This is a genomic window from Nitrosomonas supralitoralis (assembly GCF_003011925.2).
Classification (GTDB): Bacteria; Pseudomonadota; Gammaproteobacteria; order Burkholderiales; family Nitrosomonadaceae; genus Nitrosomonas; species Nitrosomonas supralitoralis.
Genome location: NZ_PXXU01000058.1, coordinates 1 through 21,777 on the forward strand (window position 1 = coordinate 1; position 21,777 = coordinate 21,777).

Below are 21,777 nucleotides of genomic sequence, written 5' to 3' on the forward strand. Positions count from 1 at the left end.
CACTTCAATCATGAGAATCGACAAAATATCCTCACGCGGAACTGTAGCAATCCAAGAAGTTGATATTGATATTAACTCTCCAATAACTTTGGTTTGCGGTGCCAATCGCGCGGGGAAGTCAAGCCTGTACAACGGCATACGCCATGCATTCACCGGCGTGAATCCTAGTGAACCATTGAAAAAGAATTATGGGCTGTTAGTCAATCGAACCGACGGCAATAATATCGGCTTCACTTACGTTGATTACAACGACAACCAACGGGCGTGCATTACCCTTCCTAATGGCACACACGAACTGACAGAACAATTGCCGCTTGCTCTGCCCTATTTGCTTAACCCTTCGCTGTTCGCCGCAAGCACAACCGATGAACGCCGCCAATTTCTATTTAATCTTGGAAACCTCAGAAGCGACGGCAAGGAAGTGAGTGAAAAACTTCTGAAACGTGGGTGCTCTGAGGGCGATGTTGACGAAGTATTGCCTTTCTTGAAATCAAGTTTCGATAATGCTCATAAGCATGCAATGAGCAAAATCAAAGAAGCGCGTGCAAACTGGAAGGCAACGACCGGCGAGGTTTATGGCGACAAGAAAGCGGAAGGCTGGAAAGCTCAAAAACCAGAAATTGATACCGAAGCGTTAGCTGTTCTCAAAGGTAGAATAATCACTGTTGACGACGAAATTGAAGTTCGGTCACAAAACATGGGTGCCATCCAAGCAGAAATCAACGGAGTGAAAGCCAGAAATTCTGAGGTTGTCAGATTGCGCGACGCGGCTGAAAAGATCGATAGAATCGAAGCGAAATTAAAGAAAGATCAGCAGGAAGTGATTGTCTGGATAGGCAAAGTGAACGATGCGCGTTTACAGACCAATGGGATAACGCCTGGGAGCACCGCTTGCAAATGCCCTGAATGCGATACAGAACTAATATTCAATGGCAAGGAATTAATTAAGCGCGACGGCGATTTGCATGGCGATGACGAGGCGGCGGTAAAACTTCCTGAATATGAAAAAACCTTAACGATGCTACGTAATGCCGTCGCAAACGGTGAGCGTGATCTACAGGCTGCAATCACTGCGAAAGATCAATTGGCCGTTCTTGAAAAGCAGAACGGTCAAGCGCCAAATGAAGATGCGTTAGTTGAGATCAAAACCAAAATTGAAGCGCTGAAAGCAACGCGCAAACAGTTACAGGATGAATTGACTGTTTTGAATGAAAACATTAACGCCTCCAACGAAGCTGACAAACAAACCAAACAGGCAGCTAGATATCACGAGGAAGCAAAAGCATGGGATTTGATTGCAAATGCTCTATCGCCTGAGGGAATTCCTAGCGAAATGCTTTCTGCAGCACTGGACCCGATTAATAATCGGATCACTGAAAGCGTTAAAAGTTTAGGTTTTCCTGGCGACGTTTATATCACTAGCGACATGACCATTCTAGAAGATGATGGGAAGCTATATTCATTCAGTTCAAAAGCCACCAAGTTGCTGATTGATTCTATGATTGCAGAAGCCATCAGCCACGTTTCAGGAATCAAGTTTTTTATGTGCGACGAGTTCGATCTTTTGGATCTGCCCAGCCGCAGCGCGTATTTAAATTGGCTGCTAGATTTATCAGAGAGCAATGAAATTGAATCTGTGATTTTATTCGGAACACTCAAATCATTGCCGTCCGGATTGCCATCGGTTATAAGCGCTCACTGGATTGAGGGTGGAGTTATTCACGACAAAAAGGCTGAGGCTGCTTGAAATGAATTTCATGATTGAAACAATCAAAGTGTTTGCAATTGCAATTTTGTCGGTGATGGTAATTGAATTGATTGAGTACATAGTCTAATTATGGAAAAGATAATTAAAGAACGCCCCATATTGTTCTCTGCGCATATGGTCCGGGCTATTTTGGATGACAAGAAAACCCAGACTCGCAGAGCCATAAAGTTACCTAAAGAGCGTGGAGTATGGGAGCCCTCAATTTTTGGTGGACATGGAGCTACCTATAGTGATGGCACGCGATGCGAAGAAATGCCATGCATCTGGAATACAACGACCGGGAAAACCTTTGTTTGTCCTTACGGAAAAATCGGGGACCGGCTTTGGGTCAGGGAGACATGGCAACATGAGAATTACCCGTTAGGTCCTTATGAATCAGACTGCCAAGTATTTTATCGTGCAGATTATATGGATGATCCACTGGGTGTGGATCTTGAAAACTCAACAGATAAACTTCGTAGAAAATGGAATCCATCAATCCACATGCCGCGCGAGGCATCCAGAATTCTGCTTGAGATTACGAATGTGAGGATTGAGAGGTTGAGGGATATTAGTGAAGAGGATGCGATTGCTGAGGGCGTATCAAACGCTGATTCATTTAACGGCATTGGTGTTGATGATGGCATGGCAAATAGATATGCATATCGTGAACTATGGCAATCAATCAACGGCCAAGGATCGTGGGATCTCAATCCATGGGTTTGGGTTATTGAGTTTAGTAGGATTATATCGAAATAAGCAGATGTGGCCACCAAGGGTTTCTACGTCTTGGCGGCCACGGAGATACTATGCAATTTATTTAACGGCCATGAATTGAGAATCTTTAGTTCGACTAGAATCGAATCCAATCATTGGCAATAACTAACGGCAAAGGTGCAATTATGATCGAATTATTACTGGCTATCTTCGTAGCAATACCAACTGTATATCTTATATTTTCTGGAATATATTTCTTCAAAACATACTCAACCATCACAAAACACAGTAAAGATTTACGGGTAAAACATAAAAAATTTAATGAAGCAATGGATGAGACCGAACAAAAAGTTGATTCACCCGATCGGCCCAGATGAGCATATTCCTAGACGATGATGATGTTGCCCAGTTGACCGGGTACACAAAAAAATCCAAGCAGATAGAATGGCTGGATGGTCGCTGTTGGGCATTTGAAGTGTCGCGTCTTGGGAAAGTTAAAGTGCTTAGGAAATATGCAGAAATGAAACTGGGAATGCCGGTCGAAAATAACCAGACTCAATCTACTGAACCTGACTTCACTCAATTATGATTGCTCGTCGCAGAACAAATCTACACTTGCCGCCCAGAATGTACATGTATAAAGGCAAACGCAAGATTACTTATTATACTATCACAGCATCCAACGAATACATCACGCTCGGCCACGATCTAGCAGAATCCAAGAGAAAATTAATTGAATTAGAAGAAGGGAGACCGGTTGCTGGATCGATCGGAGAGTTAATTGATCGGTATATGAAAGAAATCAGCCCGAAGAAAGCACCGCGTACACATAAAGACGAAATACCAAGTGCTGAACGTTTGAGAAACGTTTTCGGAAAAATGAAGCCGGGCGATTTACGCCCCGTTCACGTTGCGAAATATTTAGATTTACGCGGCCAAACTGCTCCCGTGAGAGCAAATCGTGAAAAATCTTTGCTCTCTCACATGTTCAGCATCGCCATGAGATGGGGAATAGTAGACACTAACCCATGCAAAGGCGTTGCACGAAATACCGAAAAACCGCGCGATCGATTCGTAACCGATGAGGAATTAATTAATTTCTGCCGATTTGCCGAACAAACAAACGAGACTGGCAGAATGCTTTCCTGTGTTGCCAGACTAGCATATCTTACTGGCCAGCGACGTGGTGATTTATTGCGCTTGCGTTTAGATCTGCTGACTGAGGAAGGAATTATGATTACTCAATCCAAGAACCGCGCAAAAGTACTCATAGAATGGACACCTGCGTTAAAAGATTGCGTATCTTCACTAAAAGATTTGGATCGTCCAGTCAGCGGTCTATTCTTGATATGCAACCGATTAGGCCAACCATACACAGATAGCGGTTTCAAGGCAATGTGGGGCCGGGTAATGGCTGCATGGATCAAATCTGGAAACGCTGGATTCACGTTTCACGATCTGAGGGCGAAGGCAATTACCAGAATGGTAGAAGATGGAAGAAAAGCAGCAGACTTATCAGGCCATGCTTCAGATGACATGATCAGAAAAGTATACGATCGACGAACATTTAAACGGTCAAAAGCGGTAGAATAATTTCCTAAGATGGAAAATTCCACCCGCATGAATAAAGGGTTTCAAAATTTCCCATCTTATGAAAAAATCATGTAACATTTTGAAATATATTATTTGTTGATCGGATTGTGATTCCGGTTGTCGTGGGTTCGAGTCCCATCAGCCACCCCAAAAAAATCAGTGACTTAGATTATTAACAACAAAATCTTTCAAGATGGAAACAAAATTCTGTAAGATAAGCCGAATGATATAATTTTCGCAATTGTAATTTAATGAACAATAAACACATGATCCGGTGGCTACTAAAGGTAGCAGTTCTTTTTATTATACTGACACTGATAATTGCAATAGGAAGAGCACTTAAAGCTGACAAGGACTTAGAAAAACGAATACTTTCTAATTTCTCTTATCACGGAAATCTTCTTTCTGATATTCATTTTGTAAATAAGAAACATTTCCACCAGATTACTAATAATTACCTCCTTGGTTGAAAATATAATTCATAAAACTCATTCGCTATTTTTTCATAAATTATCGCGCTGAGTTCGTTGTTGAGTGGCCTGTTGCCATAGTTTGAATCTTCTATGATATGCCAGCTCGGTTTTAAGTACCCCAAAAATCTTTGAGCGTGAAGCACTACCTTTATATGATTTGAACCCTGCCGTCCATTCGGTCATAGCCATCAGCCCCAACAAATAAACGGTAAGGCAACACCCCGCTGTCACTTGACATCATATTGATGACATCTGATGTACAAATGCCTTACCTTAACATGTGGCTAGCCATTATTTCCGTCCTCCGGATTTCTTATCTATATCAACAAAAAGTACAGAAATACTTAGCAATCTCTTAAGTTACGATGTCAATTCAAAGGGAATTAAAATTGAAATACGAAAAAACCCAGCACACCTAAAGGAGGAGGAGAAAATGTGCTGGGCGAGGGGAGCGTGAGGGCTTATTTTCACGCCAGGAAGACAAGAAACAAGTGCAACAATAAGAATTGATATAGTACCTGACGATTTAATTTAATGCAAATAATTCTCATTATCGATAATGCTCAAACCCATCTTATCAGCCTACCCTTCAGACTATGCATGCAAGGTGCATTTCTCGCTGCGACATATACAAACATAAAGGAATTTGCAGTCTGTATAGTTATTTGCACAATTGCCGTTGGTATCTTCTGTAACAGTCATGAGTGACTGCAATCGATTCATGACCTCAGCCGTGGCAGTAATAAATTTATTGTACTCAGCGCACGCATGACCACAAACTCATCCCAGACGATAGAACCATTCGACATAGCTTTACGAATCTCATTTCCCCATTGATCTTGTTTTGCTTGCAGATCAAGTAATAGATCAAGTATTTCATTGCCGTCGGATCCTTCAAAGTCAGGCATTTTTATGAGAATAAGGTTGTGATCTTCGGCGAATGCCTGTGCAATTCAATTCGCATTTGTGAAGTCAACAATCTTGCTTAACTCCTTAACTGTCAGGTCCTGGTTATCTTCGTTTGGCAAAAGCTTATTCTCATCGCACGGGCATTCTCGCCTATCCTGTATGCAAACGCCTCAACCCCGCCTAGATTGTCATGAGCGTTTTTCATGAATTGTGTCAAATATGCCCAGGAGCCCTTTAACCTTTCTTACAACTACGTTATTAATGGAATAATTGATGCTAATGCTCATAATGAAAATCAATCACTTATTTATTTATCATTAACTGAAAGTTTCTCGAATGTTGGTAAAATAGGAAGTTCAAAAAACCTACTATCAACAGAGGAGAAACAATGGGGATACTCAACGATCAAGAATTCAAACTCACCTGTCCTATTTGCAGCGCCAAGTTTGCGGAGAAATTTGGAACGCTTAAAAATGAAAGCTGCAGGTGTTCTGTCTGTAATTTCAAACTCAGCACAAATGAAAAACTTAAGTATGAACTCGAAATGTACGAAAAAGCATTTCTTAATGAACTCGAGAGTTTTCCCAAACCCACCCTGTAACTCGCATATTCGTTTTGATTCTTCTTATGACCCAAGGCTCAGCACCACTGATTGTTCTGTGTTAATCATATTTGTCCTTGCGTTGTCTCGTGCCATTTAACCATTCCGTGTACGTATTATTTTTTATTTAACCCTACTAACATAAAATCTCTAAAAACCTGTGTCGTCTTATTTTGATTGCTTGGCTCTTTCTGGGTTAACTCCGGCAAAATATCATGCCAATTATCAGGAATCGTGTTTGAAGATTTTCCATCACTAAAAGAGGGAGGTTTAAAATTTAATAGTGAAGCCACAGAACCAGCAAAATCCAGGATATCTATGATTTCACTTACTTTTATTTTTCACGATAATTGCTGAGCGGATTACAGATCAGCTGGCCACGTAAAGAACTGCGTCGTTGATGGGCTGCAATAGTTTTACCCTCTGTCACAATACTCTAATGGATTCCAATAAAAGATTCCTCCTAATGGAAAATCCGGGATAAAACATCAACAGAAACAACAAGTACGTTCCTGCCCTTAGGTGTTAGCACATACAGATTATTTAAGAAAATTGATTTAATATTAAGACTCCTCTTTTTAAAACGATACCGCACCAGCCAGTAAGTAAGAACTGGGCAACCCTAACTGCCCAGTTCGACGTTTATAGTCGGATGGCTGGAAATTTCTCCCTTGGTGCGCTTACGTCCCATTCCTTACTATCTTCCCGTAGGCACACTAAGGGCCTTAACAAACCTCCGAGGATGGAGTTTTGAAGCAAATCAACAATTTTCTTAAACTATATTTTTACACAAAGCACTGAACTATTCAGTCCTCCCTGCCCAATAATCCTCAGACTCAAAATACTTTTCAGACGCTTTAAATAATGCAATAAAATATATCGGTTGCACGGAAATCCCATGAGCAGATTCACGCCACTACAAGTAACTGCGCGGAGCAAAAAAATCCTATTCTTTTTCCTGTTCATAAGATGCGTGCCATATTGAATGGCAATAACAGGTTATCTGATATCGAAAATGATGCTGTTAAATTGAAATTGCCGTAAATTATCTAATTTTAATTTTGATTAGGTGATAATAAGTATATATTCAGAGTGCAAATTGACTAACTCAAGATTGGTGTTAAAGCATGATTGAAAAAATATTTCGGAACATCTTATCTGTTTGTGCAGTTCTGTTCATGGTTGTTATAACAGCTTTGGGAGGAACTTGGCTTTATAAAACAATGTTAGAGCAACTCACAAAATTCGTGCAATAACTGGAACTTCACAAAACGGAACTTGCAGGTTTCGTTATTGAGATATGGACCATGAATATATTGACAAGCATTGGAAAGAACTATGAGCGAAAAGACAAAAGTTATTTTATATACAATCCTTTTATTAGCAATATTTACAGCATCTTTTATATATTCTAATAACGAAAAAGACTCTTGTGAATCGATTGGCGGAATTTATACCAGGCAGTCAATGAGTTGGTCGTATGAATGCAAAATCGAGCCTTCTAATACGGCTCAACAATAATCAGCTAGAAAGAGTTTCTGAAGGTTCCAAAAAGATTAATTGCAAAATCTAATGCTATGAGTATATCTAATTAATCAAGAGATAAGCAACCTGACCAACTATCACAAACTTATAAAGTAAGCTACTGAGTGGTTATAGTCTTCTCGCTGCTGGTACTTCTAATAAAACAACATCACCATCATGAACAGCTTGCACTCAAACCTCTCAACCATTGGATATTACTGATTTGAGACAAGGATAAGAACAAGATTCATCTACTCCCATGACTGTTTTTGTTGTATTTTAATACCTGCCAGACTGTTCTGACATTCACGCGCTGACGGTGAATCAGTAGTGTAATGGCAATCTCTTCTATGGCCGCATATACGCAAAACAAGGTAGCTATTCTAAAGGGCCAATCTGATATTTCAGCAAAAAGTAAAATATAACTGATAGTAGTGACGGCTACGGCGAGTTTTACACTCCATGTATGGTAGCTAATTATTGTATGAAATTTGATAAGGCCAACCAAGACCGGCAAAGTAAAACTAAGAACAATGATAATAAAATACAGTTTCTCGCGCAGCATGATGTCTGGCCATAATATCCAAGCACATATTGCCATTGTGGCATAGATAATAAAATCTCCCCAGCTATCAAGACGTGATCCCAATGTGGTTGCTTGATCTAATATTCTGGCAAGAAATCCATCGAGCACATCGGTAAATACTGCAAATATTAGCACTCCAAAAAACCAGTAGGATTGCTGATTGAGTGCAAAATAAAACATCGCCGGTGCCAGTAGTATCCGGATTACACTGACCAAGTTGGGTAGATTCACTATTCGCTCTTTAAGATTATTCATGATAATAATTTATTGATGATTAATATGATTTTATGAATATCCTCCAGTGATAAAGAAAATACGTAATGATCACGTCAATGACGGCAAATATAAAAACTATAAGCAAAACCCCTAATAAGGAAAGGTTAAAAATCTGTATCATCATCAATACAGGAATTAGTGACTCGGGGATTTGATCAAGTAACAGCGCTTTGCTGCTTGGCGCCATTCCCAGTCGACGTTTGACGAAACTGGAGAATAGATCCCCGGAAATTGTACCCAGAGCAATTAGAATACCAATTTCAACTGGATAATTGAAAATTAAAGCAACAACAGGTGTGATAAGCAAAGTCGCAAGAATGCCTCGCCATGTTTTTGAGGCACCAAATACAGGGTTACCATCCGCCATTTTGAAACCAAAATCAACTGTGGTATTTAACTTTTGATTTAGTAGCATTCGCACCAATATCGGCGCGCCATTTGCGATTATAATTAGTATTAATAGCTGAAGTGCCTCGATAGTCATTAAGAACTTATATAATTGATTATACAGAGATCAGGTTTGACCCATGAAAAGCACTAAAATTCAGGAATCGTATGGCTGGCACATCGCTAAAAGTTCTGACCTATAATATTCACAAAGGATTCAGCGCGACGAATTTGCGTTTTATTCTTCATGAAATAAAGAATTTTCTTCACCATATTGATGCTGATATAGTTTTTCTACAAGAAGTGCATGGCGAACACAGAATATCTAATCAGCGACTTGACAGTTGGCCTAATAGCCAGCAGTTTGAATTTCTTGCCGATCAAGTTTGGAGTCACTATGCCTATGGCAAAAATGCCATTTATAAATCTGGACACCACGGTAATGCAATTTTAAGTAAATATCCCTTTATTGAATGGGATAATATAAATGTTTCAACGCTACGATCGGCGAGTAGAAGTGTGTTGCATGGAGTTATTGAAATTCCTGAAACACATCAGAAAATTCACATTATTTGTATCCATTTCGGATTATTTGGACACGAAAGGGAACGTCAACTTTCAACTCTGGTTAAACGGATCAGCACGCATGTCTCATCCCATGAACCGTTAATAATTGCAGGAGACTTTAATGACTGGCGAGGTCAGGCCGAACATTATTTACATCGTGACCTGGGCGTTAAAGAGGTATTTAAATTTACCCAAGGAGCTTACGCACGCACATTCCCAGCTTGGATGCCTGTATTGTCAATGGATCGCATCTACTATCGTGGGCTCGACATTATCAACTGCAACCGTTTACATGGTCAGCCATGGCATCGGTTGTCAGATCATATCCCACTTCTGGCAGAATTTAGACTTTGATTCTAATGCTTAATGACAGTGTCTATTAATTTCTCTTCGGTGCTTGAGGATAATGTCGGCTGTACAATCTGAGTAGAATGCAGTTCTGGTTTATGCTCCAGTGCTAAATCAATCACTTGATCTATCCACTTAACAGGATAAATAGTCAAATGATTTTTTATATTTGAAGGAATTTCAGTTAAATCCTTCACATTCTTTTCAGGAATAATCACTGCTTTAATACCACCTCGATGGGCTGCTAATAGTTTTTCTTTTAGTCCGCCGATTGGGAGTACCTCACCTCTTAAAGTAATTTCACCTGTCATAGCTATATCAGCTCGCACCGCAATATTTGTTAAAACCGATATCATTGCAACGCAAATGCCAATACCCGCGCTTGGACCATCTTTCGGTGTTGCACCTTCTGGAAGATGTATGTGAATATCACTTTTTTGATAAAAATCCTCAGGTATGCCTAAGAGATGAGATCGAGCTCGAACTACAGAAAGGGCCGCCTGAATAGACTCCTGCATTACTTCCCCTAGTTTACCCGTTGTGATAGTTTTCCCTTTTCCCGGTAGTACGGCAGCTTCTATGGTTAATAACTCGCCCCCTACTTCGGTCCAAGCCAGTCCGGTTACTTGCCCAACTAGGTTTTTTTCTTCTGCAACGCCATAAGTGTAACGCCTGACTCCAAGGAATTTATCCAGATTACGTGACGTAACAGCAATTCTACTTTTTGTTTTCTTAAGTAAAAGAGCTTTTACAGCTTTTCGGCAGATTTTTGAAATTTCCCGTTCCATTGCACGTACGCCGGCTTCTCGCGTGTAATAACGCGCAATATCCCGCAATGCAGATTCAGAAACCATCAATTCGCTCTCGCTAACACCATGATTCTGCATTTGTTTGGCCAATAAATACTGCGTAGCAATATTTAGTTTTTCATCTTCCGTATATCCTGACAATTGAATTACTTCCATACGGTCAAGCAGCGCTGGAGGAATATTTAAAGTATTTGCTGTCGCTACAAACATGACGTCGGATAAATCATATTCAACTTCAATGTAATGATCCACGAATGTATTATTTTGTTCTGGATCAAGAACTTCTAGCAACGCAGAAGATGGATCTCCACGAAAATCCATACCCATCTTATCAATCTCATCGAGTAAGAATAATGGATTCTTAACACCCACTTTGCTCATATTGTGCAGAATCTTACCTGGCATTGATCCAATATAAGTTCGCCGATGACCACGAATTTCAGCTTCATCGCGCACGCCACCCAGAGACATCCGCACAAACTTTCTGTTGGTTGCATTAGCAATCGATTGTCCAAGAGACGTTTTACCAACACCAGGCGGACCCACCAAACAAAGAATCGGTGCTTTCATTTTATTGACACGCTGTTGTACGGCCAGATACTCGACAATTCGCTCTTTAACTTTTTCAAGACCATAGTGATCTTTTTCAAGAGTTGCTTCCGCTGATTTTAAATCGCCATTAATTTTGCTTCTCTTTTTCCATGGCAGGGCAACCAGTGCATCAATATAATTTCGAACGACCGTGGCTTCTGCCGACATGGGAGACATTAAGCGAAGCTTTTTTAATTCTGATTCAGCTTTCGCCAATGCATCTTTAGGCATTTGAGCGGATTTTATTTTTTTCTCAATCTCTTCAATATCTGCACCATCTTCACCCTCACCCAATTCCTTTTGAATGGCCTTTACCTGCTCATTAAGGTAATAATCACGTTGGCTTTTCTCCATTTGTCGCTTAACTCGACCGCGGATACGTTTCTCAACCTGTAAAATATCAAGCTCGGTTTCCAGTAATCCCAGCAAATGTTCCAAGCGCTTAGTTACATCAAAAATCTCCAGCACCTCTTGTTTTTGCTCGAGCTTTAATGGTAAGTAGGCTGCTATTGTATCCGCCAAACGTCCTGCCTCATCAATACTGCCAAGGGAAGTAATGATTTCCGGCGGGATTTTTTTATTAAGCTTCACATATTGATCAAACTGAGTCAGAATGGCCCGCCGTATTGCTTCGGCTTCGGAATTATCTGCGGTGGTGGGTATAAAGATTTGTGAAGCCCTACCAGTAAAATGAGTCCCGGAATCAATGAACTCTTGAATACGTGCTCGATGATTGCCTTCAACCAGGACCTTGACAGTGCCATCCGGTAGTTTCAACATCTGCAATAAGCTGGCGATGCTGCACACATCATATAAATCTTCAGGAACAGGATCATCCTTGGAAGCTATTTTTTGAGCAACAAGTAAAATATTTTTATTTGCCTCCATTGCAAGCTCAAGTGCTTTAATAGATTTTTGTCTTCCTACAAATAATGGAATGACCATATGAGGAAAAACCACCACATCGCGCAATGGCAGGAGCGGCAATATCAATTGTTCGGAGTCTTCGAGTAATGTAATCATATCAGCTCACAAATAAGGTTCACAACTAATGGTACATATATGCGTTGCAAGCAGAAATTCAAGTTTAAATAATTCTATATTCATCCTAATCACTATTAGTGAAATAGGAAACCTTGTTTCTACTTATTTTTTTAAATAAGTTCCTTGCAGTTATTTAGAACGTTTTGCAACTTTAGGTTGATCTGAATAAATCAAAATTGGCTTAATGTCATCGCTCGCCGAATTGTAATCAATAACTACTTTTGTAACATTCTCTAACGATGGAAGATCGTACATTATGTCCAGTAATATTTCTTCAAGAATAGAACGTAAGCCGCGAGCACCCGTTTTACGCGTCAAGGCTCTCTTTGCAATTGATTTAAGTGCTGGCTCTCGAAATTCAAGATCAACTCCTCCTTCCATATTAAACATTTTCCAATATTGCTTAACAAGTGCATTTTTAGGTTCAGTCAATATTTGAATTAAGGCAGCTTCATTTAATTCTTCTAAAGTTGCGACAACTGGCAAACGTCCAACAAATTCGGGTATTAACCCGAATTTGACCAAATCTTCTGGTTCAACTTGCTGTAATACCTTACTTACATCCTTTCCCGTAGAGCTTTTTACTTCGACACCGAAACCAATCCCGCCTTTCTCGGTACGTCCTCTAATTACCTTATCAAGTCCATCAAATGCACCACCACAAATAAACAGAATATTGGTAGTATCAACTTGAATAAATTCTTGGTTAGGGTGCTTTCTTCCACCTTGCGGAGGAACCATGGCGATCGTTCCTTCAATTAGCTTTAAGAGCGCCTGCTGCACTCCTTCTCCAGAAACATCACGTGTAATTGAGGGGTTATCCGATTTGCGTGATATTTTATCAATCTCATCAATATAAACGATGCCTCGCTGAGCTTTGTCTGCATCGTAATTACACTTTTGAAGTAGTTTCTGAATGATATTCTCAACATCCTCCCCAACGTATCCTGCCTCTGTTAAAGCAGTAGCATCAGCCATAATAAAAGGTACATCTAAGAGTCGAGCCAATGTTTGTGCAAGTAATGTCTTGCCAGAACCTGTTGGACCTACCAGCAAAATATTACTTTTGGACAGCTCAATATCATCAGCTTCATCTGATTTTGGTATATTTCTTAGACGCTTATAATGATTATAAACTGCTACAGAAAGAATCTTCTTCGCTGATTCTTGCCCGATGACATATTGATCCAATATTTGGCAGATTTCACGTGGTACAGGTAAGTTTGATTTAACAAGCTTTGTTGCTTCGTCGCCTTGCATTTCTTCACGAATTATGTCATTGCAAAGATCAATGCACTCATCACAAATAAATACCGAGGGTCCAGCAATAAGCTTTCTTACCTCATGCTGACTCTTGCCGCAAAAAGAACAGTAAAGAAGTTTCTCGCTACTAGCTTTGTCTGGCATATTTTTATCCTACACTAAATGAGTTTGAATACCCGTGATTAAAAAATTTGAGTATAAATATTTTTCTTAATTTGTACTATCATTCCTGCGAGATAAAACTCCATCTACCAAACCATAACTTACTGATTCTGTCGCACTCATAAAATTATCACGATCTGTATCTTTCTCAAGATCCGATACTGGTCGCTCTGTGTGTTTAGCCATAATCTCATTTAAGCGTGATTTTAGATAAAGTATTTCGCGTGCATGTATCTCAATATCCGAGGCTTGACCCTGAAACCCACCTAATGGTTGATGAATCATGACTCTGGAGTTTGGCAAACAGTAGCGTTTACCTTTTGTACCCGCAGTCAATAATAGTGCTCCCATACTTGCAGCTTGTCCTATACACAGTGTACTAACATCAGGTTTAATATATTGCATCGTGTCATAAATCGCCAAACCGGCTGAAACCATGCCACCTGGAGAATTAATATAAAAATATATATCCTTTTCTGAATTCTCAGATTCTAGAAACAAAAATTGAGCGACCACTAAGTTTGCGCTTGCTTCAGTAACAGGACCAACAAGAAATACCACTCTTTCCTTCAATAAACGCGAATAAATATCATACGCGCGCTCACCTCTTCCACTGGTTTCTATGACCATAGGAATTAGCCCTAGGTTTCTAGGTTCTACATCACGGATGTTATCGAATATTTGTGTCATCTTAAGATATCCCCATCAACTCATCAAATGTAATAGTTTTATTGGTCAATTTAACTTGATCAAGCGCCCAGTCGACAATATTTTCTTCTAATGCTAACGATTCAGCTTCTTGCAGACGATCTGGGGAAGCGTAGTGCCATTTAACAACTTGCTCAGGATTCTCATAACTTTGTGCAGCGTCCTCTATTATGCTCCGAATATGCGCCGGATTAGTTTTAATAGAATGCACTCTTACAAGCTCGGCTAAAATCAATCCCAATTTGACGCGATATTCAGCCTTTTCTTTAAATAAATCAGGTTTAAGCGAGAGCTCGCTTGCTTTTACTCCTCGTGCCTCAAGGTCATTTTTAGCATTTTGCAATAATCTATCCATTTCTTGATTAATCAGAACATCAGGAGCTTCAATCTGAGTAGTTTCCAAAATTGCTTTCATGACTTGCTCTTTAAGCTTTGATCTTGAACGCTTAGAGACTTCACGCTCGAGATCTTTTTTTATCCCTTCACGTAACTTTTCCAAATCTCCATCGAGAACACCAAGCGATTTGGCAAAATCTGCATCCACAGTAGGAAATATTGGAGCTTCTAGTTCATTTATTTTTACTTCAAATGTTACGGTTTTTCCAGCAACTTCTTTACCATGGTAATCTTGCGGAAAAACAACATCAAATGATTTTTGATTCCCAGCTTTCATCCCTATCAACGAGTTCTCAAATTCTTTTAGAAATTTCCCATCCCCGAGAATTAATTGAACATCATTGGCTTTCCCACCAGCAAAATCATTGCCATCGATAACACCGTGATAATCTATCTTGACTCGATCGCCTATTATTGCCGCGCGATCGGCAGGTTCAAATGTCACACGTTGCTTACTTATTATGCCAATAGTTTTATCAATATCAGCTTCACCAACTTGCACATTAAATTGTTCTATATTTTGATTACTTAAATCACCCGCTATGATCTCGGGATAAACTTCAAAGGTTGCACTGACTGTATAAAGTGCATCATTATCATTGGTTAGTTTATTTTCAAAGTGAGGATAACCAGCAATTTTTAAATCATTTTCCTTAACCGTATCTTTAAATTCTTTATGAATTGCATCATTAATTACATCCTGTTGTACTTGCACACCGTACATTTGTTTAACTAATGAAAGCGGAACTTTTCCAGGACGGAAACCATGTAATTTGGTTGTTCTTGCTAATTTCTTTAAGCGAAGGTCAATTTCATCCTGCAATTTTTCAAGAGAAACTGAAATATCGAACCGACGTTTTAGTGCTCCCAGGTTTTCTACATTTGATCCCATTAAAAAATTCCTGATTGATTAAATTTTTACAACATAATTAAAATACTATCTGCGCGTTATTTAGCATTACGTTCGAACAACAGGCCAAGCTTTGCGTTAATTTAACTTGGTGCGAAAGGGGGGACTCGAACCCCCACACCTTTCGGCGTCAGAACCTAAATCTGGTGCGTCTACCAATTCCGCCACTTTCGCATATCATTTTATTTATTATCGATTATACCTTCTAATCTTGCTAACCGCAGCCTGATCCTTCGATGCGTTATTAATTAACAATAGATTGTCTGGCCACTTATTCCCTTACTGTCTGCTCCCATCAAAAATAAGTACATTGACATCAGGTCTTCAGGCTGACGCAATTTTTGCTTTATTTCGCCCGGGTGAGTAATAACACGTTGTGGTGAATTCACTAAACCAGGTATAACGGTATTGACACGCAAATTAGACATCTGATCCCATTCATCAGCCTGTATCTTTACTAATGCTTCCAGACCGGCTTTTGCAACCGCAAAACTACCCCAGTAAGCTGATGGATTGTGCCCATGCGTGCTTGACGTCATAATAACGCTCGCATCAGTGGATGCCTTCAGTAATGGCAAGCATGCATTTGTTAAAGCAAAAGGTGCTATCAAATTAACCTGCAACATGATTCGCCATTGCTCAATTGTTTGTTGTTCTAGTGGACTTAAACCAAGTAAATAGGTTGCATTATGCAAGATTCCATCCAGGCGCCCCAGTTGCTGTGCAATTGCATGCGCCAGCGTAAAATAATCTTTTTCTTCGGCACGCTCCAGATCAAGTGGAAAAATCAAAGCTTGCTCTTTACCGATACTTTCTATTTCATCATAAACACTTTCCAACTTTCTTACTTTACGGCCATGCAAAATCACCGTAGCACCATGATTTGCATAAGATAATGCCGCAGTACGCCCCAGCCCTTGCCCTGCTCCTGTAACTAGAATCACACGATCTTTCAAGAGATCTTTAGGCGCAGAATAGTTTTTTAATTTATCCATATTAAAAAATTTATCACGAATAAGTATTTTCTAATAAAATATAACACCTGATAAATATACCTATTATCTCATTTTACTTGATGGACATAAAAAAAACAGACTTCAATGTGAGATTGAAGTCTGTTTAATTCAAAAGACAGAATAAATAAATATTCTTTCTTACATATCCATACCGCCCATACCGCCCATACCGCCCATACCACCCATACCACCACCGGCTGGTGCATCTTCCTTAGGCAGCTCCGCCACCATTGCATCAGTGGTTAACATCAAACTTGCAACTGAAGCCGCATTTTGCAAAGCAGAGCGCGTTACTTTTGTTGGGTCCAGAACACCCATTGCAACCAAGTCACCATACTCACTAGTTGCTGCATTGTAGCCAAAGTTTCCTTGACCTTCTGCCACTTTATTGACAACCACGGATGGCTCATCGCCACAATTTAATACAATTTGACGTAAAGGCTCTTCAAGTGCACGTAAAACAATCTTTATGCCAGCATCTTGATCATGATTATCACCTTTTGTTTTCTTAACAATCGGAACTGCACGCAATAATGCTACACCCCCTCCTGGAATAACACCTTCTTCCACGGCAGCACGAGTTGCATGCAATGCATCTTCAACCCTAGCTTTTTTCTCCTTCATTTCAACTTCAGTAGCAGCACCGACTTTAATCAATGCAACTCCGCCCGCAAGCTTAGCCACACGCTCCTGCAGTTTTTCCTTGTCATAATCACTGGTAGCTTCTTCAATTTGGGCGCGGATTTGTTTGACACGACCTTCAATATTTCCGCCATTGCCTGCGCCATCAATAATAGTAGTATTTTCCTTACCCACCTCAATACGCTTGGCTTGACCAAGATCATCTAAAGTAGCTTTCTCCAGCGTTAAGCCAACTTCTTCAGCAATTACCGTACCGCCAGTTAAAATTGCAATGTCTTCCAACATGGCTTTACGGCGATCACCAAAACCAGGCGCTTTAACTGCACAAGTTTTGAGAATGCCACGTATATTGTTCACTACCAATGTTGCAAGTGCCTCGCCATCCACATCCTCTGCGATAATTAACAATGGCTTGCCCGCTTTAGCTACTTGTTCCAACACCGGTAACAAGTCACGAATATTAGAAATTTTCTTGTCATGTAACAAAATATATGGATTATCTAACAGCGCGATCTGCTTTTCTGCACTGCTTACAAAATAGGGCGACAAATAGCCACGATCAAATTGCATACCTTCAACAACTTCCAACTCATTCTGCAATCCTGATCCGTCTTCAACTGTAATAACGCCTTCTTTGCCCACTTTATCCATTGCATCTGCAATGATCTTGCCTATTTCGTTATCAGAATTTGCAGAAATACTTCCAACTTGCGCAATTTCCTTTGCTGTCGTACATGGTTTTGAAAGTTTCTTCAACTCGTCAACCGCCACGCTTACAGCTTTATCAATTCCGCGCTTGAGATCCATTGGATTCATACCAGCCGCAACATATTTCATACCTTCTTTAACGATGGCTTGCGCTAACACGGTTGCAGTTGTTGTACCATCGCCGGCTATATCAGATGTTTTGCTAGCTACTTCTTTTAACATCTGTGCGCCCATATTCTCAAACTTGTCCTTTAATTCAATTTCTTTGGCAACAGATACTCCATCCTTGGTGATGGTAGGCGCACCATAAGAACGGTCCAGCACAACATTCCGGCCTTTAGGGCCTAATGTTACTTTCACTGCATCGGCTAGAATATTTACACCGGCCACCATTCTATGGCGTGCTGAATCACCGAATTTCACTTCTTTTGCTGACATATTTTTCTCCTAATCTCTCAATACATTATTTGATGCGTGCCATCGAACTGGCGAATTTATCCTTCTATTACACCCATAATATCTTCTTCACGCATGACCAAAAGCTCTTCGCCTTGAACCTTGACGGATTGTCCAGCATATTTGCCAAATAACACTTTATCGCCGACTTTCACTTCCAGCGGACGGATTTTTCCATCATCTCCAACCTTTCCTTTTCCTATTGCCAGAATCTCGCCTTGGTCTGGTTTTTCTGCTGCACTATCCGGAATAACGATACCTGAAGCTGTTTTACGTTCATCTTCCAATCGCTTCACGATCACACGATCGTGTAAAGGGCGAATTTTCATGCTGTTCTCTCCTCTCAAAATAAAAAAACTAATATTTGTGCAATAGCATGCACATCATTTTTTAACATCACTAAAACAGTCAAGATTCTAATATTGGGATTCCCATTAGCACTCAGTGACTACGAGTGCTAATAGTAGGGTTTGTGATTGAGAATTTCAAGAGCGCAGAATAAGAAAATTATGAATTTAATATAACAACAGGAATTAAAAGGAATTTATATGGCAAGAAAATAAAATTTTTTGTCACAGCAAAAAATTTTATTTAATTGAAGAAATGAAGCGCTTTGAATCATTACGCTATGATCCCTCCACCCAAGCATACTTGACTCTCGTAAATAACAACGGATTGCCCTGGTGTGATTGCCCATTGATTTTGTGCAAATTCCACTTGGCAGCATTCACTGGTCAGGCTTGTAATTGCGCAAGGCGCATCAGTCTGGCGATAGCGTGTTTTTGCAGCGTAAACCCAATTGCAATGCGGTTTTTTTTCATTGATCCATGTTAAATCTATTGCCTTAAGAGAGGGACGAAATAAATCCGGGTGATTATGACCTTGCACCACTGTCAAAACATTTCTGCCCATATCTTTGGCTGCTACAAACCATGGCTCATCTTCGCCATTCCGGATCCCGCCAATTCCCAATCCCTGTCGTTGTCCTATGGTGTAATACATTAATCCGATATGCTGACCAATGACTTTTCCGTCAGTTGTTTGAATTTCACCAGGTTTGTGCGGTAAATAACGATTAAGAAATTCCCGAAATGGACGCTCACCGATAAAACATATCCCTGTACTGTCCTTTTTGGAGTAATTAGGTAACTTCAGCTCTCTGGCTATTTGACGTACTTCGCGCTTATAGAGATGTCCGATGGGAAAGAGCGACTTAGCAAGTTGTGCTTGATTCAATCGGTACAAAAAATAGCTTTGATCTTTGTTTCCATCTTCACCTTTTAATAATTGAAAAACACTACCAACTTTACGCACCCGGGCATAATGACCTGTGGCAATATAATCAGCACCTAGTTTATTTGCATGGTCCAGAAATGCCTTAAATTTGATCTCAGCATTGCACAATACATCAGGATTCGGTGTGCGTCCGGCTTGATATTCTGCAAGAAATTGTGAGAATACTCGATCTTTATATTCAACCGAGAAATTTACTACTTCAATCGGAATATCAATAACATCAGCAACCGATACTGCATCTAGAAAATCCTGCCGGGAAGTACAATACTCATCAGTATCATCATCTTCCCAATTTTTCATAAATAATCCCATCACATCATAGCCTTGCTGTTTCAAAAGATATGCAGCCACGGATGAATCAACGCCACCAGACATCCCAACGATCACACGATATTTTCTCATTGCCTTAGGATTCATAATGCATCAGCAATTCCAATGGATAGCGCTTACCGGCAAGATGGTCACGAATACATTGCATAACCAGAGGACTGCGATGCCGTTGAATCATCTGATTAATTTCATCAAAACCAAACCAAGATGCCCTTAGAATGCCGGCATCAAGTTTCTGTTCAGGATCGTGATGTGTAACGCATCCGCCAAATGCAAATCGAATATAATTAGTATCTGCACGATGTGAATACCACTGATATATACCCAATACATACTCAGGTTCGAAGGTATATGCAGTTTCCTCCAGCGTCTCCCGTATTGCTCCTTGAATGATGGATTCTCCTGGGTCCAGATGCCCTGCCGGTTGATTCAAAAATAAACCACATCCCGCCTCTGGCTCCTCTTCCACCAGCAAATATCTACCATTCTGCTCAACAACCACCGCAACAGTTACATTAGGTTTCCAAATCATAATTTTTCAAGTAAAAAAATAAATCTTTATTCTTCAAGTTCCTTAATTACCACCGTCAATCTGATTGCTTATTATCGCACTGAAGCAATAGGTTCTGTCACGATCAATCAGGATTCTCAGATTGTAGCGAGATAAGCTTCCTAACAGCCGTTGAAAAACGTTTGCGAGGCAGCGGACACAAGGCAAAAACAGGCGAAAAGCGCAACTTATGCTTAATAAATGAGCATTTTGAGCCTGTTTTTAACACCGTAGCAGCTATACCACATACAACAAAGCAGACGGCAGCACTGATCGCCAAAGTGACGCTGCTATCCAGAATATTAGTGGATAGAAATACCTACATCAAAAAAACCCGCCTTAGTGCGGTAATAATGCAGTGCCTGCTTATAAATAATAAAACATGATGTCGCCAAAATAACATGCAGAGCAACAAAACACGCAATATAAGGCTGCACACGCAGCACAAAACAAACCGTCCAGATGCATGCGTACGCCACATCTTGATCTGATATGTACCTTCTCGAGTTTTGCTATCTGCGGATCAGAACACTACATCTACTGCCTCTTAAAATACACTTTTCCTAAGCCTGGATTATGTCAACAAATCCACTAATGAGTACCCATAAGAACGAATTAATATAGAAATCCAATAGCAATACATAAAGTTACATTCAAGAGACCAGAAAATCAGATATAACAATCAGGCACAATACCTAGGATTACCCCCAACAATTTCTTACTTGGCTGGTAAATTAGATGCTCAGCAACTAGCCAAAAAGCACGCTAAAAGGTATGATTCGACCTGCAAGCTCAGAAAGGGAGGCGTGGCCGAGCGGTTTAAGGCAGCAGTCTTGAAAACTGCCGTAGGGGTGACTCTACCGTGAGTTCGAATCTCACCGCCTCCGCCAAGGATCTAGGTCTCATGCGGCTCTAAAGCAGGCTATTAATAAATTACCATCAATCATCCCATCTAAAAGATTTTGATTTTTTAACGAACTTTGATGATCGTTAAAAATAACCATCCGATCAAAGCCTGATATCAACAATCTCCTTTAAGCGCACCACATTCCATTTGTGGCAACCTATTTTTAATTATTGCCTACTAACTTTTTATCCGCCATAGGTTACTTTAATTCGAGATTGATCAAATTTTGATCAATCCCATACAGCCCGGATTATTTAGAAA

At 40.1% G+C, this 21,777-nt stretch carries 19 protein-coding genes and 2 tRNA genes; 7 read left to right on the forward strand and 14 right to left on the reverse strand.

Going from position 1 to position 21,777, the window contains the following annotated elements:
• From C7H79_RS14290 to C7H79_RS14310, 4 genes are all read left to right on the forward strand, one after another.
• The coding region (locus tag C7H79_RS14290) for an ATP-binding protein (protein WP_106707933.1) at window positions 1-1,747 on the forward strand (1,747 nt) is incomplete at its 5' end.
• A gap of 90 nt (window positions 1,748-1,837) precedes the next feature.
• Window positions 1,838-2,506, forward strand: a complete 669-nt coding sequence (locus C7H79_RS14295) for an ASCH domain-containing protein (RefSeq protein WP_197714642.1) — start codon at window positions 1,838-1,840, stop codon at window positions 2,504-2,506.
• 331 nt (window positions 2,507-2,837) lie between these two features.
• Window positions 2,838-3,053, forward strand: a complete 216-nt coding sequence (locus C7H79_RS14305) for a DUF4224 domain-containing protein (protein WP_106707936.1) — start codon at window positions 2,838-2,840, stop codon at window positions 3,051-3,053.
• Between the two features lie 38 nt (window positions 3,054-3,091).
• Window positions 3,092-4,057, forward strand: a complete 966-nt coding sequence (locus C7H79_RS14310; protein ID WP_172592455.1) for a tyrosine-type recombinase/integrase — start codon at window positions 3,092-3,094, stop codon at window positions 4,055-4,057.
• 1,192 nt (window positions 4,058-5,249) lie between these two features.
• On the opposite strand, the gene C7H79_RS14320 is transcribed toward C7H79_RS14310, so the two are convergent.
• The gene (locus C7H79_RS14320) at window positions 5,250-5,438 is read right to left on the reverse strand and encodes a hypothetical protein (RefSeq protein ID WP_106707942.1); all 189 of its coding nucleotides are present in this window, start codon (window positions 5,436-5,438) and stop codon (window positions 5,250-5,252) included.
• Window positions 5,439-5,642: 204 nt separating this feature from the next.
• Here C7H79_RS14320 and C7H79_RS17735 point away from each other — a divergent pair, with 204 nt between their 5' ends.
• Complete coding sequence (locus tag C7H79_RS17735) at window positions 5,643-6,140, forward strand: hypothetical protein (RefSeq protein ID WP_147383623.1); 498 nt, start codon at window positions 5,643-5,645, stop codon at window positions 6,138-6,140.
• Window positions 6,141-6,156: 16 nt separating this feature from the next.
• Here the strand turns inward: C7H79_RS17735 and C7H79_RS18060 are convergent, their stop codons facing one another.
• The 3 genes from C7H79_RS18060 to C7H79_RS14335 form a co-directional block, all read right to left on the reverse strand.
• Window positions 6,157-6,333 (reverse strand): hypothetical protein, encoded by a 177-nt coding sequence (locus C7H79_RS18060; protein WP_172592456.1) that lies wholly within the window; start codon window positions 6,331-6,333, stop codon window positions 6,157-6,159.
• A 1,478-nt stretch (window positions 6,334-7,811) separates the two neighbouring features.
• Complete coding sequence (locus C7H79_RS14330) at window positions 7,812-8,381, reverse strand: CDP-alcohol phosphatidyltransferase family protein (protein ID WP_242447313.1); 570 nt, start codon at window positions 8,379-8,381, stop codon at window positions 7,812-7,814.
• A gap of 43 nt (window positions 8,382-8,424) precedes the next feature.
• Complete coding sequence (locus tag C7H79_RS14335; protein WP_242447314.1) at window positions 8,425-8,841, reverse strand: CDP-archaeol synthase; 417 nt, start codon at window positions 8,839-8,841, stop codon at window positions 8,425-8,427.
• A gap of 140 nt (window positions 8,842-8,981) precedes the next feature.
• Between C7H79_RS14335 and C7H79_RS14340 the strand changes: the two genes are divergently transcribed.
• Window positions 8,982-9,734, forward strand: coding sequence for an endonuclease/exonuclease/phosphatase family protein (locus C7H79_RS14340; protein ID WP_106707949.1), 753 nt, complete (start codon window positions 8,982-8,984; stop codon window positions 9,732-9,734).
• Window positions 9,735-9,736: 2 nt separating this feature from the next.
• Here C7H79_RS14340 and lon read toward each other — a convergent pair whose 3' ends face one another.
• The 10 genes from lon to C7H79_RS14390 all read right to left on the reverse strand — a co-directional run bounded on the left by lon (window position 9,737) and on the right by C7H79_RS14390 (window position 20,591).
• Window positions 9,737-12,151: an endopeptidase La gene (lon, locus tag C7H79_RS14345; protein ID WP_106707951.1), complete on the reverse strand. Its 2,415-nt coding sequence runs from the start codon at window positions 12,149-12,151 to the stop codon at window positions 9,737-9,739.
• A gap of 150 nt (window positions 12,152-12,301) precedes the next feature.
• The gene (clpX, locus tag C7H79_RS14350; protein ID WP_106707953.1) at window positions 12,302-13,579 is read right to left on the reverse strand and encodes an ATP-dependent protease ATP-binding subunit ClpX; all 1,278 of its coding nucleotides are present in this window, start codon (window positions 13,577-13,579) and stop codon (window positions 12,302-12,304) included.
• A 66-nt stretch (window positions 13,580-13,645) separates the two neighbouring features.
• Complete coding sequence (gene clpP, locus C7H79_RS14355; RefSeq protein ID WP_106707955.1) at window positions 13,646-14,287, reverse strand: ATP-dependent Clp endopeptidase proteolytic subunit ClpP; 642 nt, start codon at window positions 14,285-14,287, stop codon at window positions 13,646-13,648.
• Between the two features lies 1 nt (window position 14,288).
• The gene (gene tig, locus C7H79_RS14360; RefSeq protein WP_106707957.1) at window positions 14,289-15,593 is read right to left on the reverse strand and encodes a trigger factor; all 1,305 of its coding nucleotides are present in this window, start codon (window positions 15,591-15,593) and stop codon (window positions 14,289-14,291) included.
• 107 nt (window positions 15,594-15,700) lie between these two features.
• Window positions 15,701-15,785, reverse strand: a tRNA-Leu gene (locus tag C7H79_RS14365).
• Between the two features lie 74 nt (window positions 15,786-15,859).
• Window positions 15,860-16,606: a YciK family oxidoreductase gene (locus tag C7H79_RS14370; protein ID WP_106707959.1), complete on the reverse strand. Its 747-nt coding sequence runs from the start codon at window positions 16,604-16,606 to the stop codon at window positions 15,860-15,862.
• 159 nt (window positions 16,607-16,765) lie between these two features.
• A complete protein-coding gene (gene groL, locus C7H79_RS14375) occupies window positions 16,766-18,415 on the reverse strand; it encodes a chaperonin GroEL (RefSeq protein ID WP_106707961.1) in 1,650 nt (549 codons plus the stop codon).
• 56 nt (window positions 18,416-18,471) lie between these two features.
• Window positions 18,472-18,762, reverse strand: coding sequence for a co-chaperone GroES (locus C7H79_RS14380; protein WP_013648311.1), 291 nt, complete (start codon window positions 18,760-18,762; stop codon window positions 18,472-18,474).
• A 292-nt stretch (window positions 18,763-19,054) separates the two neighbouring features.
• Complete coding sequence (gene mnmA / locus C7H79_RS14385; RefSeq protein ID WP_106707965.1) at window positions 19,055-20,131, reverse strand: tRNA 2-thiouridine(34) synthase MnmA; 1,077 nt, start codon at window positions 20,129-20,131, stop codon at window positions 19,055-19,057.
• Between the two features lie 4 nt (window positions 20,132-20,135).
• Window positions 20,136-20,591 (reverse strand): NUDIX hydrolase, encoded by a 456-nt coding sequence (locus tag C7H79_RS14390; protein ID WP_106707962.1) that lies wholly within the window; start codon window positions 20,589-20,591, stop codon window positions 20,136-20,138.
• A gap of 818 nt (window positions 20,592-21,409) precedes the next feature.
• On the opposite strand from C7H79_RS14390, the gene C7H79_RS14395 reads away from it, so the two are divergent.
• Window positions 21,410-21,499, forward strand: a tRNA-Ser gene (locus C7H79_RS14395).
• Window positions 21,500-21,777: the final 278 nt, after the last annotated feature.

Coding starts and splice junctions, on each gene's coding strand:
- mnmA (WP_106707965.1), bottom strand. CDS start 20,131: ATGAGAAAATATCGTGTGATCGTTGGGATGTCTGGTGGCGTTGATTCA.
- C7H79_RS14305 (WP_106707936.1), top strand. CDS start 2,838: ATGAGCATATTCCTAGACGATGATGATGTTGCCCAGTTGACCGGGTAC.
- groL (WP_106707961.1), bottom strand. CDS start 18,415: ATGTCAGCAAAAGAAGTGAAATTCGGTGATTCAGCACGCCATAGAATG.
- C7H79_RS14390 (WP_106707962.1), bottom strand. CDS start 20,591: ATGATTTGGAAACCTAATGTAACTGTTGCGGTGGTTGTTGAGCAGAAT.
- C7H79_RS14380 (WP_013648311.1), bottom strand. CDS start 18,762: ATGAAAATTCGCCCTTTACACGATCGTGTGATCGTGAAGCGATTGGAA.
- clpP (WP_106707955.1), bottom strand. CDS start 14,287: ATGACACAAATATTCGATAACATCCGTGATGTAGAACCTAGAAACCTA.
- C7H79_RS14340 (WP_106707949.1), top strand. CDS start 8,982: ATGGCTGGCACATCGCTAAAAGTTCTGACCTATAATATTCACAAAGGA.
- C7H79_RS14335 (WP_242447314.1), bottom strand. CDS start 8,841: ATGCTACTAAATCAAAAGTTAAATACCACAGTTGATTTTGGTTTCAAA.
- lon (WP_106707951.1), bottom strand. CDS start 12,151: ATGATTACATTACTCGAAGACTCCGAACAATTGATATTGCCGCTCCTG.
- C7H79_RS14370 (WP_106707959.1), bottom strand. CDS start 16,606: ATGGATAAATTAAAAAACTATTCTGCGCCTAAAGATCTCTTGAAAGAT.
- clpX (WP_106707953.1), bottom strand. CDS start 13,579: ATGCCAGACAAAGCTAGTAGCGAGAAACTTCTTTACTGTTCTTTTTGC.
- C7H79_RS14320 (WP_106707942.1), bottom strand. CDS start 5,438: ATGCCTGACTTTGAAGGATCCGACGGCAATGAAATACTTGATCTATTA.
- C7H79_RS14310 (WP_172592455.1), top strand. CDS start 3,092: ATGTACATGTATAAAGGCAAACGCAAGATTACTTATTATACTATCACA.
- tig (WP_106707957.1), bottom strand. CDS start 15,593: ATGGGATCAAATGTAGAAAACCTGGGAGCACTAAAACGTCGGTTCGAT.
- C7H79_RS17735 (WP_147383623.1), top strand. CDS start 5,643: ATGAATTGTGTCAAATATGCCCAGGAGCCCTTTAACCTTTCTTACAAC.
- C7H79_RS14295 (WP_197714642.1), top strand. CDS start 1,838: ATGGAAAAGATAATTAAAGAACGCCCCATATTGTTCTCTGCGCATATG.